The 14851-nt window shown below is 59.7% G+C and carries 14 protein-coding genes, 1 tRNA gene and 1 pseudogene; 5 read left to right on the plus strand and 11 right to left on the minus strand.

Annotation, left to right across the window (positions count from 1 at the left end):
* Positions 1 to 109: 109 nt before the first annotated feature.
* From G3A56_RS10810 to G3A56_RS10825, 4 genes are all read left to right on the plus strand, one after another.
* Positions 110 to 1330: a phosphopentomutase gene (locus G3A56_RS10810; RefSeq protein WP_082183422.1), complete on the plus strand. Its 1221-nt coding sequence runs from the start codon at positions 110 to 112 to the stop codon at positions 1328 to 1330.
* A complete protein-coding gene (locus G3A56_RS10815; protein WP_082183421.1) occupies positions 1327 to 2304 on the plus strand; it encodes an adenosine deaminase in 978 nt (325 codons plus the stop codon). Before G3A56_RS10810 ends, G3A56_RS10815 begins: the two co-directional genes overlap by 4 nt.
* Before the next feature lie 97 nt (positions 2305 to 2401).
* Positions 2402 to 3031: a uracil phosphoribosyltransferase gene (gene upp, locus G3A56_RS10820; RefSeq protein WP_082183420.1), complete on the plus strand. Its 630-nt coding sequence runs from the start codon at positions 2402 to 2404 to the stop codon at positions 3029 to 3031.
* Between the two features lie 135 nt (positions 3032 to 3166).
* Positions 3167 to 3691: a TIGR02281 family clan AA aspartic protease gene (locus G3A56_RS10825; RefSeq protein ID WP_082183419.1), complete on the plus strand. Its 525-nt coding sequence runs from the start codon at positions 3167 to 3169 to the stop codon at positions 3689 to 3691.
* Here the strand turns inward: G3A56_RS10825 and deoA are convergent.
* The 10 genes from deoA to G3A56_RS10875 all read right to left on the minus strand — a co-directional run bounded on the left by deoA (position 3684) and on the right by G3A56_RS10875 (position 12940).
* On the minus strand, positions 3684 to 5000 hold the full coding sequence (deoA, locus tag G3A56_RS10830) for a thymidine phosphorylase (protein ID WP_082183417.1): 1317 nt from the start codon (positions 4998 to 5000) through the stop codon (positions 3684 to 3686). The two genes, G3A56_RS10825 and deoA, sit on opposite strands and share 8 nt — an antisense overlap.
* Entirely contained in the window at positions 4997 to 5770 is a 774-nt protein-coding gene (deoC, locus tag G3A56_RS10835) for a deoxyribose-phosphate aldolase (protein WP_082183416.1), read from the minus strand. The genes deoA and deoC overlap by 4 nt, the downstream gene beginning before the upstream one ends.
* 2 nt (positions 5771 to 5772) lie before the next feature.
* Complete coding sequence (locus G3A56_RS10840; protein ID WP_003493084.1) at positions 5773 to 6573, minus strand: purine-nucleoside phosphorylase; 801 nt, start codon at positions 6571 to 6573, stop codon at positions 5773 to 5775.
* Entirely contained in the window at positions 6573 to 6992 is a 420-nt protein-coding gene (locus G3A56_RS10845; protein WP_082183414.1) for a cytidine deaminase, read from the minus strand. The genes G3A56_RS10840 and G3A56_RS10845 overlap by 1 nt, the downstream gene beginning before the upstream one ends.
* 4 nt (positions 6993 to 6996) lie before the next feature.
* Positions 6997 to 7968 carry an ABC transporter permease gene (locus G3A56_RS10850; protein ID WP_003493080.1) on the minus strand — a complete coding sequence of 324 codons (972 nt, stop codon included), beginning with the start codon at positions 7966 to 7968 and terminating at the stop codon, positions 6997 to 6999.
* Positions 7969 to 7974: 6 nt separating this feature from the next.
* A complete protein-coding gene (locus G3A56_RS10855) occupies positions 7975 to 9078 on the minus strand; it encodes an ABC transporter permease (protein WP_082183412.1) in 1104 nt (367 codons plus the stop codon).
* 7 nt (positions 9079 to 9085) lie between these two features.
* Positions 9086 to 10591, minus strand: a complete 1506-nt coding sequence (locus tag G3A56_RS10860) for an ABC transporter ATP-binding protein (RefSeq protein ID WP_051032419.1) — start codon at positions 10589 to 10591, stop codon at positions 9086 to 9088.
* An 83-nt stretch (positions 10592 to 10674) separates the two neighbouring features.
* A complete protein-coding gene (locus G3A56_RS10865) occupies positions 10675 to 11667 on the minus strand; it encodes a BMP family lipoprotein (protein WP_035241384.1) in 993 nt (330 codons plus the stop codon).
* A gap of 214 nt (positions 11668 to 11881) precedes the next feature.
* The gene (gene msrA, locus G3A56_RS10870; protein ID WP_003493072.1) at positions 11882 to 12532 is read right to left on the minus strand and encodes a peptide-methionine (S)-S-oxide reductase MsrA; all 651 of its coding nucleotides are present in this window, start codon (positions 12530 to 12532) and stop codon (positions 11882 to 11884) included.
* A 90-nt stretch (positions 12533 to 12622) separates the two neighbouring features.
* Positions 12623 to 12940 (minus strand): hypothetical protein, encoded by a 318-nt coding sequence (locus G3A56_RS10875; RefSeq protein ID WP_035241954.1) that lies wholly within the window; start codon positions 12938 to 12940, stop codon positions 12623 to 12625.
* Positions 12941 to 13160: 220 nt separating this feature from the next.
* On the opposite strand from G3A56_RS10875, the gene G3A56_RS10880 reads away from it, so the two are divergent.
* Positions 13161 to 13250, plus strand: a tRNA-Ser gene (locus G3A56_RS10880).
* Here G3A56_RS10880 and G3A56_RS10885 read toward each other — a convergent pair.
* A pseudogene (locus G3A56_RS10885) lies at positions 13221 to 14848 on the minus strand (recombinase family protein); the annotation flags it as partial. The gene G3A56_RS10880 and the pseudogene G3A56_RS10885 overlap by 30 nt on opposite strands.
* Between the last annotated feature and the right edge of the window lie 3 nt (positions 14849 to 14851).

The raw sequence follows: 14851 nt of genomic DNA on the forward strand, positions 1-14851 counted from the left end.
CTGGTTTTACCAGATGGTTCATAAAATCACTTCCTTCTTCACGTTTTGCTGATCTATAACGACAGTTCGGCCTGACATTGCCCGTCGGCGCAATTTGTTTCGGTGAGTTATGGCAAGAGCATTTCTTCTCGTTCTGGATTCCTTCGGCGTCGGCGGCGCGCCTGACGCGGAGCGTTATGGCGATCTTGGCGCCAATACGCTCGGCCACATCGCCGAATTCTGCGCGGCGGGTGCAGCAGACAAAGCGGGGCTTCGGTCAGGTCCGCTGAAACTGCCGAACATGTGCTCGCTTGGCCTGCTCGAGATTGCCAGCCAGTCAAGCGGCGACATTCCCGCCGGCATGGAGCGACCGGAGCGTATTTTCGGTCTGCATGGCTCCGCCAGTGAAATCTCCAAGGGTAAGGATACGCCCTCCGGACATTGGGAAATCGCGGGCACGCCCGTCACTTTCGACTGGGGATACTTTCCGACCGAGGGGGACGCCTTTTCTCCGGAACTGGTGGAAGCCATCTGCAAAGAGGCCGATATTCCCGGCATCCTCGGCAATTGCCACGCTTCCGGCACCGAGATCATCGCCAAGTTTGGCGAAGAGCACATCAGGACCGGCAAGCCGATCTGCTACACCTCTTCCGATTCCGTGTTCCAGATCGCTGCACATGAGACCCATTTCGGGCTGCAGCGGCTTATCGCGCTCTGCGAGATAGTGCGCAAACTGCTCGATCCGCTGAATATCGGCCGTGTCATTGCCCGCCCCTTCATCGGCGAGACAATCGCCACTTTTGAGCGCACCGGCAACCGCCGCGACTTTTCCGTTCCGCCGCCCGAACCGACGTTGCTCGACCGCCTTGTCGAAGCTGGCCGGAAAGTGCACGCGATCGGCAAGATCGGCGATATCTATGCCCATCAGGGTGTTTCGCGTGTCATCAAGGCAAACGGCAACGCCGCCCTGATGGATGCGACGCTGCACGCCATCGACGAGGCCGAAAACGGCGATCTCGTCTTCACCAATTTCGTCGATTTCGACATGCTTTACGGCCACCGCCGCGACGTTGCCGGTTATGCCGCTGCCCTTGAGGCTTTCGACGCCCGTATTCCCGAAATCCATCGCAAGATGAAACCGGGCGACATTGCCATTCTTACCGCTGACCACGGTTGCGACCCCACATGGCGGGGCACGGACCATACACGCGAGCGAGTGCCGATCATGGCATTCGGACCGGGCATCCGCTCGCGCGACGTCGGCATCCGTTCAAGCTACGCCGATATCGGCGAAAGCATCGCCCACCATCTTGGCATCGAGGCCGGTTCACACGGCAGGAGCTTCATTTGACATCACATTTGCTGAAAGCGGAAATTCACTGCCACATCGAAGGCGCGGCACCCCCTGCCCTCGTTGAGAAACAGGCGGAGAAATACGGCATAGACACCAGCGGCTTCCTGCGTGACGGCCAATATGTCTGGTCGGATTTTGCCGAATTCATCCAGTGTTATGACGCGGTGGCGCAGGTGTTCAAGACGGATGAGGATTATGCGGTCCTGACGGAAACCTATCTGACCGAGCTTGCGCAGGCCAATACCATCTATAGCGAAATTATCATCTCGCCAGATCATGGTGACCGCATCGGGCTCGGCGCAGACGCCTATCTTGCCGGTATCGCCGAAGGCATCCGGGTTGCGAAAGAAAAAACCGGCATCGAAACCCGCATCATCGTAACCGGCGAGCGGCATTTCGGTCCTGAACGGGTGATCGCGGCGGCGGAATATGCGGCCCGCGCCCGGCATCCGCTGGTGACCGGCTTCAATATGGCCGGCGAAGAGCGCATGGGCCGGGTTGCAGACTACGCCCGCGCCTTCGATGTTGCCCGCGATGCGGGCCTTGGGCTGACCATCCATGCGGGTGAGGTCTGCGGCCCGGAAAGCGTTGCCGATGCGCTCGATCTCGTCAAGCCGGCGCGGATCGGCCACGGCGTGCGCGCCATCGAAGATGCCGATCTCGTTGCCCGGCTGGTTGAGACGGGAACGGTTCTGGAGGTTTGCCCGGGTTCGAACATCGCGCTTGGCGTCTATCCCGATTTCACCAGCCATCCTTTGAAAAATCTCAGCGATTTAGGGGTACGCGTCTGCATCAATTCCGACGATCCGCCGTTCTTCTTCACCTCGCTTGCCCGCGAATATGCGCTGGCCACGGACGCATTCGGCTTCAGCGATGCCGAGATCAACCGTATGACACGGACCGCACTGGAATGCGCCTTCGTGGACAAGGAAACACGCTCGCGACTGCTTGCGAAACTCGATGGCGCCTGACGCTGCGGTTCGCATGGGTAAAACCGCGAAGAAGGCTTGCGAAAAGCGCTCTTTCGGTGAATGACAGGGGCATAAGATAAAAAGGAAGGCCAGTTTCATGGACGGCGTCACAGTCATCGAACATCCGCTGGTGCGGCACAAACTTACCATCATGCGCAAGAAGGAAACCTCGACGGCCGGCTTCCGCCGCCTGCTCAGGGAAATCTCGACGCTGCTCTGCTATGAAGTGACGCGCGACCTTGAAATGACGATGGAAACCATCGATACGCCGCTCGAAACCATCGAGGCTCCGGTGCTTGAGGGCAAGAAGCTGGTTTTCGCCTCCATCCTGCGCGCCGGAAACGGCCTGCTGGAAGGCATGCTCGAGCTCGTGCCGTCTGCCCGTGTTGCCCATATCGGTGTCTATCGCGACCACGATACGCTGGAGGCCGTCGAATATTACTTCAAGGCCCCGGAAAGCCTCGATGCGCGCCTCATCATCGTCGTCGATCCCATGCTGGCGACCGGCAATTCCTCCATCGCTGCAGTTGAAAAACTGAAGGAGCGGGGCGCAAAGAACATCCGCTTCCTGTGTCTGCTAGCCGCACCCGAGGGCATCAAGAATTTCCGTGAAGCACATCCCGATGTGCCGATCTACACCGCCGCGATCGACAAGAAGCTGAACGAAAAGGGCTATATCGTTCCCGGTCTCGGCGATGCGGGCGACCGCATGTACGGCACGAAATAAGACCGTTCATCATCGTTTAACCGTTTGCGCCATTCGCCGCCCCGACAAGCGGCGAATGGCTTTTTCTTTTAAGATTTCAGCATGTTTTACGTCTATCCTGCCCAAGGATAACCCTGCCCTTTCAGGAGCGACGATTTGCTGACGCGCACAATTTTTCTGCTTATCGGCCTTTCGGTCAGCGCCACGCAAATTCCGGCGCTGGTGGAAAAGTTTCAGCCGCGTCCGGCCGCTGAAGCTGAAAAAGCTGAAGTGAAATCCGAAACCGCGAAGCCCGAAACCGTTTCGCTCGGCGGTGGCGTCAATTTGAAGGCGGATGCTCGCGGCCATTTCAACGCCGCCTTCCGCATCAACGGCAAATCTTTCGACGGGCTTATCGATACCGGCGCCTCCATGGTCGCCATCAACGAGACAATCGCCCGGCGACTGGGTTACGGCGTCAACAGCCTCGATTACAAATATGCGATCTCGACCGCCAACGGCCAGACCATGGCAGCCTATGTAAAGCTCGACCGGGTGGAAATCGGCGCGATCCGCGTTCAGAATGTTGACGCCATGGTGCTGAAGGACAATGCGCTGAGCAACATGCTTGTTGGCATGAGCTTCCTGAAACAATTATCGTCTTTCAAGGTATCGGGTAGCGAAATGCGGCTGGTCAGGTAATTCGCTCGATAATGGGCGCGCCGATCTCTGGGGCTCTGTCAGCAATCCCGTAGCAGGCCGTAATCCTTTTGACGGCAAGTTCGGCTTCGTCCCTGGACGCCGCATGGACGCTGGCGATGGGCTCGCCTTTTCCCACCTTTGCGCCAAGCGGCAGGATATCCGAGATACCGACGGAAGGATCGATCGTGTCCGACGGCTTTCTTCTGCCGCCGCCAAGCTCCACAACGACCATGCCGAGATCGCGCGTTGCACAGGAGGCGAGCCAGCCGCTGCGCTCCGCCAGCACCGGGAGAATGACCGGTGCGGACGGCAGGTAGTGCGACGGATGCTCGACGAAATCCGAGGGCCCACCAAGTGCCGTCACCATTTTCGCAAAGACTTCCATGGCCCGACCGGAGGAAAGAGCGGCCTCAGCCAGCGCCTGACCGTCATCCAGAGTGGCGGCCTTGCCAGCCTGCACCAGCATTTCCGCAGCAAAGGCAAGGACCACTTTTTCAAGACGTGTCCCCGCCTTGCGGCCAGCCAGAAACTCCAGGCAATTGACGATTTCAACCGCATTCCCTGCGGCATCGCCAAGCGGCTGGTTCATGTCGGTTATCAGGGCGGTTGTCGGCAGGCCTGCGCCATTCGCCACATCGGCCAGTGCGCGGGCGAGATTGCGGGCATCCTCCACACCCTGCATGAAGGCGCCGTTGCCCACCTTCACATCCAGAACCAGCGTCTGCAGCCCGGCCGCAAGCTTCTTCGACAGGATGGAAGCGGTGATCAGCGGAATGGAATCCACCGTCGCGGTCACGTCGCGAATGGCGTAAAGGCGCTTGTCTGCGGGTGCGAGATCGCCCGTCTGGCCGATGATGGCGCAGCCGACCGTCTTCACCGTCCGGCGAAACAGCGTCTCGTCCGGCATGACGTTGTAACCGGGGATCGCTTCCAGCTTGTCGAGCGTGCCACCGGTATGGCCAAGGCCCCTGCCGGAAATCATCGGCACGGCAAGACCGCAGGCGGTGACGATCGGAGCGAGCATCAGGGAGACATTGTCGCCGACGCCGCCGGTCGAGTGCTTGTCCGCCACCGGCCTGCCAATATCGCTCCAGGACAGGACGTCGCCGCTGTCGCGCATGGCGAGCGTCAGCGCCACCATCTCGTCACGGCTCATGCCACGAAAAAACACCGCCATGGCAAAGGCGGCAGCCTGGCCTTCCGATATGCCATCCTTAGAGAGCGCCTCTATGAAAGCGGCAATCTCCTGTGGCTCAAGGGACAGGCCATCGCGTTTGCGGCGGATGATTTCCTGCGGAATCAAGCTCAATACCCGCTGGCGGCCTTGGCGGGCTCACCGCCGGCCAGCACGTTCAGCACATCATCGAGAACGCCCGAAGCGCCGAACCGGAAGGTGGACGGCATGGCCCAGTTGGGCGCCATGATGGTTTCCGCCAGCCTGAGGTAAAGCGTGGCGTCTTCCACCGTGCCGATGCCGCCAGCGGGCTTGAAGCCCACCTTCTGCCGGCTGTCGCGGATCGCCTGCAACATGATGTCGGCTGCTTCCAGCGTGGCATTGATGGCAACCTTGCCGGTCGAGGTCTTTATGAAATCGGCCCCTTCGGCAATGGCGAGTTCGGATGCGCGACGGATCAGCGCCTTGTCCTTCAGCTCGCCGGTTTCGAGAATGACCTTGAGAAGCACCGGCGCGACGCAGACCCTGCGCACGGCGGCCACCATCTCGGAAACAGCCGATTCATCGCCTGCTATGAATTTACGATAGGGAATGACCAGATCGATTTCATCGGCACCGTCGCGGATCGCCGCTTCGGTTTCCGCAACCACGGTCGCAACATGCAGATCGCCCGATGGGAAATTAACGACCGTGGCGATACGGATCGCATGGTCTTTTCCGAAAGCGGCACGTGCCTGCGCGACGAAACGCGGCCAGATGCAGATTGCGGCGGTGTTGCCATATTCGGTGTGCGCTCTCTGGCACAAAGCAGCAATCTGCTCGGGCGTGCAATCTTCCTTGAGGTTGGTCAGGTCCAGCAAGGACAATGTGAGGGCAGCCGCTTCGCGCGGACGCTGGAGTTCCATGGTCACGCTCCTCCTGCGATCATTTCCTTTAAGATAGCGGCAAGCCTCTTGCCGCCTATGGGAGCCATATCCTTGGTTTCTTCATGGCTCAGCTCCGCGCCGGTCATGCCGGCACCGTAATTGGTAATAACCGATGCGGCGGCAACGCGCATCCCGAAAAAGCGGGCGAGGATGACTTCCGGCACGGTGGACATGCCGACGGCATCGGCCCCCAAAAGCCGCGCCATGCGGATTTCCGCTGGTGTTTCGAAGCTCGGGCCGGAAAACCACATATAAACGCCGCCGAACAGAGGCACCGTCGCGCGGATGGCGGCATTGCGCATGGCGAGCATCAAATCCGGATCGTAAGCCGTGGTCATGCCGACAAAGCGGCGGTCGCTTTCTTCGCCGATCAGCGGGTTCATGCCGGAATAATTGATGTGATCGGTGATCTGCATGACCGAGCCGGGCGGCATATCCTGCCTGACCGAACCTGCCGAATTGGTGAGGATGAGCGACTGCACGCCGAGCCCTGCGAGCGCCTCGATGACCGGACGCATGGCGGCCGGATCGCCCTTTTCGTAGAAATGCACCCGGCCGGACAGCATCATGACAGGCTCGCCGCCGAGATAACCCGCAACCAGTTCGCCCGCATGGCCGGAAACGCCACCGGCGGGAAAGCCAGGGAGATCGGCGTAGGGCACACGGATCGGATCGCTGACTTCCTCCACCAGCGATCCCAGGCCGGAACCAAGGACAATGGCGACACGCGGCATCAGGCCGTTCAGGCGTTCCACCAGAATATCGATCAAACCATCCGTCATCAGGGCAGCTCGGTCTTGAAGACGGATGGCAAAAGCTCTTCCATGGTCATGACCTTCTGGACGCCGGTTTCATCACAGAGATAGATCCTCGTCTCCGGCGAGGCGAATTCGGCGATCTTCTGGCGGCAGCCGCCACAGGGCGTGCAGAGCGGCAGCTTTTCGGCGATGACGGCGACTTCGCTGATCTTCTTTGCCCCGCCCATGATCATGGCGCTGATGGCTGATGGTTCCGCGCACCAGCCCTGCGGGAAGGAGATGTTTTCGATATTCGCGCCCTTGTAGATTTTGCCGTCATCAGCACGGATCGCTGCGCCGACCGGAAATTTCGAATAGGGCGCGTAGGCAAAGGCCATGGCCTCCACCGCCGCCTCGAACAGGGCATGGGATTCAGGGTGGGCGGATTTGGAGTCGGAGGACATAAGCTTAACGCTCCTTCGCATAGGCAACGCCACCGGCCTTGGGGGGCTTGGCAACGCCGATGAAACCGGCAAGCAGGATGCAGGTCAGAATATAGGGCATGGCCTGGAAGATCTGCACCGGCACTTCACCGATGCCAGGCACGGATTTGCCCTGCATGAAGTTGGCGAAAGCATCCAGAAAACCGAAGAGCAGGCAGGCGAACATGACCGGCACCGGCTTCCATTTCGCAAAGATCAATGCCGCCAGCGCGATATAGCCCTTGCCGGCCGACATGTTGGCGATGAAGGCCGCCGATTGCGCCACCGCGAGATAGGCGCCTGAGAAACCGCAAAGGAAACCGGCGACGATGACCGCGCGGAAACGCATCCATGTGACCGAAATGCCTGCCGTATCGACCGCGCCCGGGTTTTCACCCACCGCGCGCAGGCGAAGGCCGAAGCGGGTGCGATAAAGCACCCACCAGGACAGCGGAACCGCCAGAAAGGCGAGATAGGTAAGGATGTTGTTGCCGGAAATGACATTGGCGTAGAGCGGGCCGATGAAAGGCACTTCGCGCATCGCATCCGCACCGGGCAGGATGATCGGCGCAAAGCGGCCTTCGGACGGCAATTGCGGCGTGCGGCCGCCCTGCCCGAACCATGCCTGCCCAAGAACCACCGTCAGACCGGCGGCGATGAAGTTGAGCGCCACGCCCGACACGATCTGGTTGCCACGATTGGTGATGACGGCAAAACCGTGGATCAGCGAAAACAGGATGGAAACGGTAATGCCCGCCAGCAGACCCGCCCATGGATCTGCCGTGAGATAGGCGACGCAGGCGGATGCGAAGGCCGCCGCCAGCATCTTGCCTTCAAGACCGATATCGAACACGCCCGCGCGTTCGGAAAAAAGCCCGGCAAGAGCCGTGAACAGAAGCGGGATGGTCAGGCGGACGGTCGAGCCGAGGATGCTGACCAGCATATCGAAAAAATCCATATCAGCTCACCCCTTTGCCAAACGCTGGTAGATGCGGACGACCGCCGGCCGATACATATATTCGAGAGCACCGGCGAACAGGATCACCAGACCCTGGATCACCACGATCATCTCGCGGGTAATGTTCGGCATCTCAAAGGAAAGGTCAGCGCCGCCCTGATAAAGAATGCCGAACAGCAACGCCGAGAAGATGATGCCGAGCGGGTGGCTTCGCCCCATCAGCGACACGGCGATGCCGACGAAGCCCGCACCACCGACGAATTCCACCTGCAGGCGGGCGGAAGCACCCATGACCGGGTTCAGCGCCATCATGCCCGCCAGACCGCCGGAAATGAGCATGGCGATGATGACGGTGCGCGCATAGGGAATGCCGGCATAAACGGCTGCCGATGGGCTGACGCCGAGCGTGCGCATCTCGTAACCGAGCTTGGTGCGCCAGATCAGCACCCAGACGAGAAAACACATGACCAGCGCGATGAGGAAGGACACGTTGAACGGTGCCGGCCCGAGCTTGAGGCCGAACAGCGCCATCAGCCAGTCCAGCTTCGGCAATTGCCCACCTGACAGAAAGGTGCGCGTTTCCGGCGCCATCTTGCCGGGCACGATCAATACATTCACCAGCAGATAGACCATCAAGGCCGCTGCAATGAAGTTGAACATGATGGTGGTGATGACGACGTGGCTGCCGCGCTTGGCCTGCAGCCAGGCTGGAATGAAGGCCCAGGCCGCGCCGAAAAGCGCGGCACCGATGACGGCGAAAGGCATCGTCACATACCATGGCACGTAACGGTCGAGCGCCAGCGCCACCAGCGCGGCACCCAGACCGCCAATATAGGCCTGACCTTCGGAGCCGATGTTGAACAGGCCGGCATGAAAGGCGACTGCGACGGAAAGGCCGGTGAAGATGAAGCTCGTCGTGTAAAACAGCGTGAAGCCGATGGCGTCACCACGGCCGAGCGCGCCTTCAATGAGCAGACGAAGTGCTGCCAGCGGGTTTTCACCGATGGACCAGACGACGAGGCCGGAAATCAGAAAGGCGGTGACGACGTTCAGCAACGGCAACAGGCCGTAGCTGATCCAGTTTGGTAGGGGTACGGAAGCGGTACTCATTCATGCCTCATGCGGCGATGCCGGCCATCATCAGGCCCAGCGTCTGTTCTTCGGCTTCCGCCGTTTTCTCTCCAACGACACGCCCGGCGAACATGACCATGATCCGGTCCGAAAGGGAACGGATTTCATCGAGCTCGACCGAGACCAGCAAAATCGCCTTACCGGCATCGCGCATTTCAATGATGCGGCGATGGATGAATTCGATGGCGCCGATATCCACGCCGCGGGTCGGCTGGCCGATGATCAGCATCTTGGGGTCGCGTTCGATTTCGCGGGCCACGACGATCTTCTGCTGGTTGCCGCCGGAAAAATTGGCGGTCTTCAGCTGCGGGTTCGGCGGACGGATATCGTATTTCTCGATTTTTTCGACCGCATCCTTGCGGATCGCCTCGGGGTTTAGGAAAGGCCCTTTGCCGTAACGCTCGTCATGGTGATAGCCGAGGATGGAGTTTTCATATTCTTCGAATTTCAGCACCAGACCCATATGGTGCCGGTCTTCGGGGATATGCGCGAGACCGAGCTCGCGCAGAATGGCCGGATCGGGACGGTCGACCTTCTGCCCGGCAACCCATATCTCTCCCGAATAGGGCTTGCGGATGCCCGCAATCGCTTCGAGAAGTTCGGACTGACCATTACCCGCCACACCGGCGATGCCGACGATTTCACCGGCGCGGACATCGAGAGAGACATCATCCACCATGGTGACGCCGCGGCTGTCCTTGACGGTCAGATTGCGGATGGAGAGGAGAACCTCGCCCGGGGTCGTTTCGCCCTTTTCCACCCTGAGCAGCACGCGACGGCCGACCATCAGTTCGGCCAGTTCCTCGACGCTGGTTTCGGAGGTCTTGCGGGTCGCCACCATTTCGCCGCGGCGCATGACGGAGACGGAATCCGTGATCGCCATGATCTCGCGCAGCTTGTGGGTGATGAGGATGACGGTCTTGCCCTGGTCGCGCAGGACGCCGAGGATCTTGAAAAGGTGATCGGCCTCCGCGGGTGTGAGAACACCGGTCGGCTCATCGAGGATAAGAATTTCCGCGCCACGATACATGGCTTTGAGGATTTCGACGCGCTGCTGCAGACCGACCGGCAATTCCTCGATCACCGCATCGGGATCGACTTCCAGCCCGTAATCGTCCTCGAGACGCTTCAGCTCCTTACGCGCCGCCGCCCGGCCCTTTGCGAGCGATGCACCGCCTTCCGCGCCGAGCATGACGTTTTCCAGCACGGTGAAATTTTCCACCAGCATGAAATGCTGATGCACCATGCCGATGCCCGCATTGATTGCCGCCTGGCTGTCACGGATGACGATCGGCGCGCCATTCACCCGGATTTCGCCGGCGTCGGCCTGGTAAAAACCGTAGAGGATCGACATCAGCGTCGATTTTCCGGCGCCGTTTTCCCCGATGATGCCGTGGATCGTGCCCTTGGCAACGGTCAGATTGATATTCTTGTTGGCGTGAACGGCACCGAATTTCTTATCGATGCCCACGAGTTCGATTGCTGGGTCCATATTCAAACCGAAACCTCTCCGAAGGCTGGATATGAAAAGGGCGCAAGATGAAAAATCATCATGCGCCCCAGTCACATATCATATCATTTCGGGCAGGAATTGTCCGCCATATAGTCATGAACCTTGACGGTGCCGGCAATGATGTCGGCCTTGGCCTTATCCACGGCGGCGGTCATTTCCGGCGTGATCAGGGCCTTGTTGTTGTCGTCGAGGGCGTAGGCGACGCCGTCTTCCTTGACGCCGAGCGCAACGATGCCGGGGGTGAACTTGTCTTCCTTGGCATCCTTGTAGGCATTGTAGACGGCCAGATCGACGCGCTTGACCATGGAGGTCAGAACCGAGCCCGGATGCAGGTGGTTCTGGTTGGAATCGACGCCGATCGAGAACTTCTTGTTGTCGGCCGCGGTCTGCAGCACGCCGATACCGGTCGCACCGGCTGCCGCGTAGATCACGTCAGCGCCCTGGTCGATCTGGTTCTTGGTGAGTTCACCACCGCGCACCGGATCGTTCCAGGCAGCACCCGTGGTGCCGGTCATGTTCTGGAAGACTTCGATCTTGTCGTTTGCAGCCTTCGCGCCCTGCGCATAACCACAGGCGAACTTACGGATCAGCGGAATATCCATGCCGCCGATGAAGCCGACCTTGCCGGTCTTGGAGGCCATGCCGGCCAGAAGACCGACGAGATAGGAGCCTTCGTGCTCCTTGTAGACGACGGAGCGGACATTCGGCAGTTCGACGACGGAATCGACGATGACGAACTTGGTATCGGGGAATTCGGCTGCGACCTTTTCCATGGCCGAGGTCCAGGCGAAGGACACGGCGACGACCGGATTGAAGCCCTTGCTGGCGAAGTTGCGGATGGCCTGTTCGCCCTGCGTGTCGCTGGTCGGTTCAAAGTCACGGTACTCGATGCCCGTTTCCGCCTTGAACTTTTCAGCGCCGGCCGCAGCGGCTTCATTGAACGACTTGTCGAACTTGCCACCCGTGCCATAGACCAGCGCCGGCTTGATATCTGCCGCGAGCGCGGAAGCCGACATTGCGGCAAGCGCAAAAAGTGTCAGAAGGGATTTTTTCATTGTGCAGCCCTGTTGTTGCAATTGATATTTTAAGGGTCCTCCCGCAAACCCGTTGACCGGGAATGTCTGCGGAACCGCCAGCCGTTTCCCCGGCTGTGCTTGGCTCATATCCTTGCATGGCTCAATGAAAAATTCATCCGGTTTTTTTGACCCGGTGGAAAAACTTTAATCTGGCGTTTTTTTAGTCTTTCCACCGGTGCGACGTGCAAAAAATCTAGTCGATATTGCAGCTTACGCCCGTTCCCCTGAGGCCGCAGTAGCCACCCGGGTTCTTGGCAAGATATTGCTGATGATAGTCTTCCGCGTAATAAAACGTTTCAAGCGGTCCGATTTCGGTGGTGATGGCGCTGCCGTGACCCGCCGCCTCCAGGGCCTCCTGAAAAGTATCACGCGCCTTCTGCGCCTGCTGCAGCTGGCCTTCCGTGTTGGCATAAATGGCGGAACGATAGGTCGTGCCGACATCGTTGCCCTGTCGCATCCCTTGTGTCGGATCGTGCTCCTCGAAGAATATCTTGAGCAGACCTGACAGCGAGATTACGGCCGGATCGTAGACGACCTTGACCACTTCAGCATGGCCCGTCTGGCCGGTCGTCGTCTCCTGATAGGTGGGATTGGGAGTGAAACCGCCGGCATAACCGACCGCCGTTACCCATACGCCCGGCGTTTTCCAGAACAGCCGCTCGGCACCCCAGAAGCAACCCATGCCGAGATAGATGGTTTCAAAACCATCGGGATAAGGTCCCTTCAGAGGTCGACCATTGACGAAATGGGATTCCGGCACCGCAAGCGCCTCTTCGCGGCCGGGCAAAGCCGTCTCTTCGGTCGGCATCGTCGTCTTTTTTGAAAGCGTATCGAACAGGAACATTCGGTCCTCCGTGCGGCAAGCTCCGCCGCGTCTCGTGGTTCACATCCGCGGGCGCCAACCCTCCAGGCCTCCAGAGGCAGGCCGACAAAGTCAGGCCGGCAAACGCCTCATCGCCTTGTATCTCCTGTAACCGGCCATCCAGCAAAGCAGGGACAACGCGAGGAAAAAAGCGAATGCGGGCAATGCCGACAGGGCATTTTCAATGAAGCGCCACGCTTCAGGGTGAATATAGTGCGCCAGGGCCGCTTCCACCATGGTGCGTGAGGCAGGAAGAAGATAGTCCCAGACGGACAGGATGCCGGTAATGTTGACCGAGGATGTGGAAACCGAGCGGATCGAATCCAGTACACCCATGAAAACCGCCGCAACGAGGAACAGAAAGCTCAAAAACCGCAAAAAAGCTTTCATCAGGGACACCTCGGTTACGGCCCGTCGTTTCGACAGCCACATTTTGACAGATACATTGCATCGATAAAGGCCGGAAAACCGGTTTGCAATCGCATCCGAACGCAGGAAATTGCCGACAATTCAAAAAACTGTCAGATTCGTGTTGATCCCTGCGAATTCATCGGTATATATCGCGCCGTTCCAGTGATTTGCATTCTTCCAAACATGCAGATTTCAAAAAGGACAGGTGGCCGAGTGGTTTAAGGCGCACGCCTGGAACGCGTGTGTGCGTGAAAGCGTACCGTGGGTTCGAATCCCACCCTGTCCGCCACTTCAGTCCCTGAGTGGGCACTGAGTTTACACCACTTCCCGCCACAAGCGTCTGTAGCAGCCGGGACTTCGATCCCATGATGCGAACCTCGCCCTCCGCGACCTCGACACGCTGTGCAAGCGCGCGCAGGTGGTCGCGGCGATAGCCGCCACTTTCCAGCCGGATACGGTCGCGGGCGGTTGCGGCGAACTTCCGCAGCATCTGCGGCGTCACCGCCTTCTGTCCTGTGTTCTGGAGCATCGCCTGCGCACGCTCTGCGTCCGCCTTGGCCTGATCGCGGATGGCCTTGAGTCCCTCGATGCGGTCTTTCAGCGCCGGGTCGTCCAGATCGGCAATGCCCGCCTCGATGGCGTCGTAAAGCCGCTTGAGGCGCAATTCCGATTCGGCTGAGCGCTTGTTCAACTCGGCGATATGCTCGCGGCGGCGCTCGGCGTGTTCTTCCCTGCGGTCCAGCGCGGCGGCAAGGACGGTTTCCAGCCGCTCGGGTTGGAGAAGCTGGCCCTCAAGGTGGTCGGCGACCAGATCGTCCAGCTTGTCCATCGGCACGGCCATGCCGCTGCACGCGGTCGGCCCCTGCCGCGCCTTCATCGAACAAGCATAGTAGCGATAGCGCCCGCCCTTGCCGGTGCGGATGGTCATGGCCCCGCCGCACTTGGCGCAATGGATCAGGCCGGTCAGCATGGTCGGGCCGCTGATGACGCGGGCTGGCATGACCTTGGGATTGCGCGCCTTGAGCAGTTTCTGAACCGCGTCGAACGTCTCTTTGTCGATGATCGGCGGAACAGGGACGGTGACGATCTCGCTCGTCGGCTTCAATTCCTTGGTCTTGCTACGCTTGTTGAACTCATGCTCGCCCATATAGGTGCGGCGGGTGAGGATGCGGTGAACCTGACCGATGCCCCAACGCCCGCCGTCGCGGGTAAAGATGCGTCGGCTGTTGAGGTAAGAAACGATATTCTTGACGCCCATTTGGCCGGTCGTGCCGTCGCCTTCCAGCGCGAGGCGATAGATCAGGCGCACCGTGTCGGCGTGGAGCGGGTCGATTTCCAGCTTCTTCTTGACCTTGGCTCCGCGCTGCTCGGCGGCGACGGTGCGATAGCCGATAGGAGGAAGCGAGCCGTTCCAGAAGCCTTGCCGGGCATTCTCCTTCAAGGCTCGCATGACGTGCTTGGCGTTCTCCTTGGACTGGTATTCATCGAACAGCGCCATGATCTGCCGCATCATGACGTGCATGGGGTCATCCCCATTTCCTGTGTTATCGAAACCAGCTTGACGCCATTCTTCGCCAGCTTGCGGACATAGAACTCAAGCTCGAAGTGATCGCGGAAGAACCGGCTGAACGAGTGGACTACAACAACATCAAATGGCGCGGGCTTCGACGTTCCGGCCTCGATCATGCGCTGAAACTCGGGGCGGCGGTCGTTGGTGGCCGATGCGCCGGGTTCGATGAAGGTTTCGACCAGTTGCAGCCCGCGTGACTCGCAATAGGCTTCACCCTGCCGCTTCTGGTCGGGAATCGACACGTCATGCTCGGCCTGCCGCGCCGTCGAAACACGCAGATAGAGGGCGGCGCGTAGCGGCACGGAAGAAGCGGTCATAAT

It is taken from the genome of Rhizobium oryzihabitans (assembly GCF_010669145.1).
Lineage (GTDB): Bacteria > Pseudomonadota > Alphaproteobacteria > Rhizobiales > Rhizobiaceae > Agrobacterium > Agrobacterium oryzihabitans.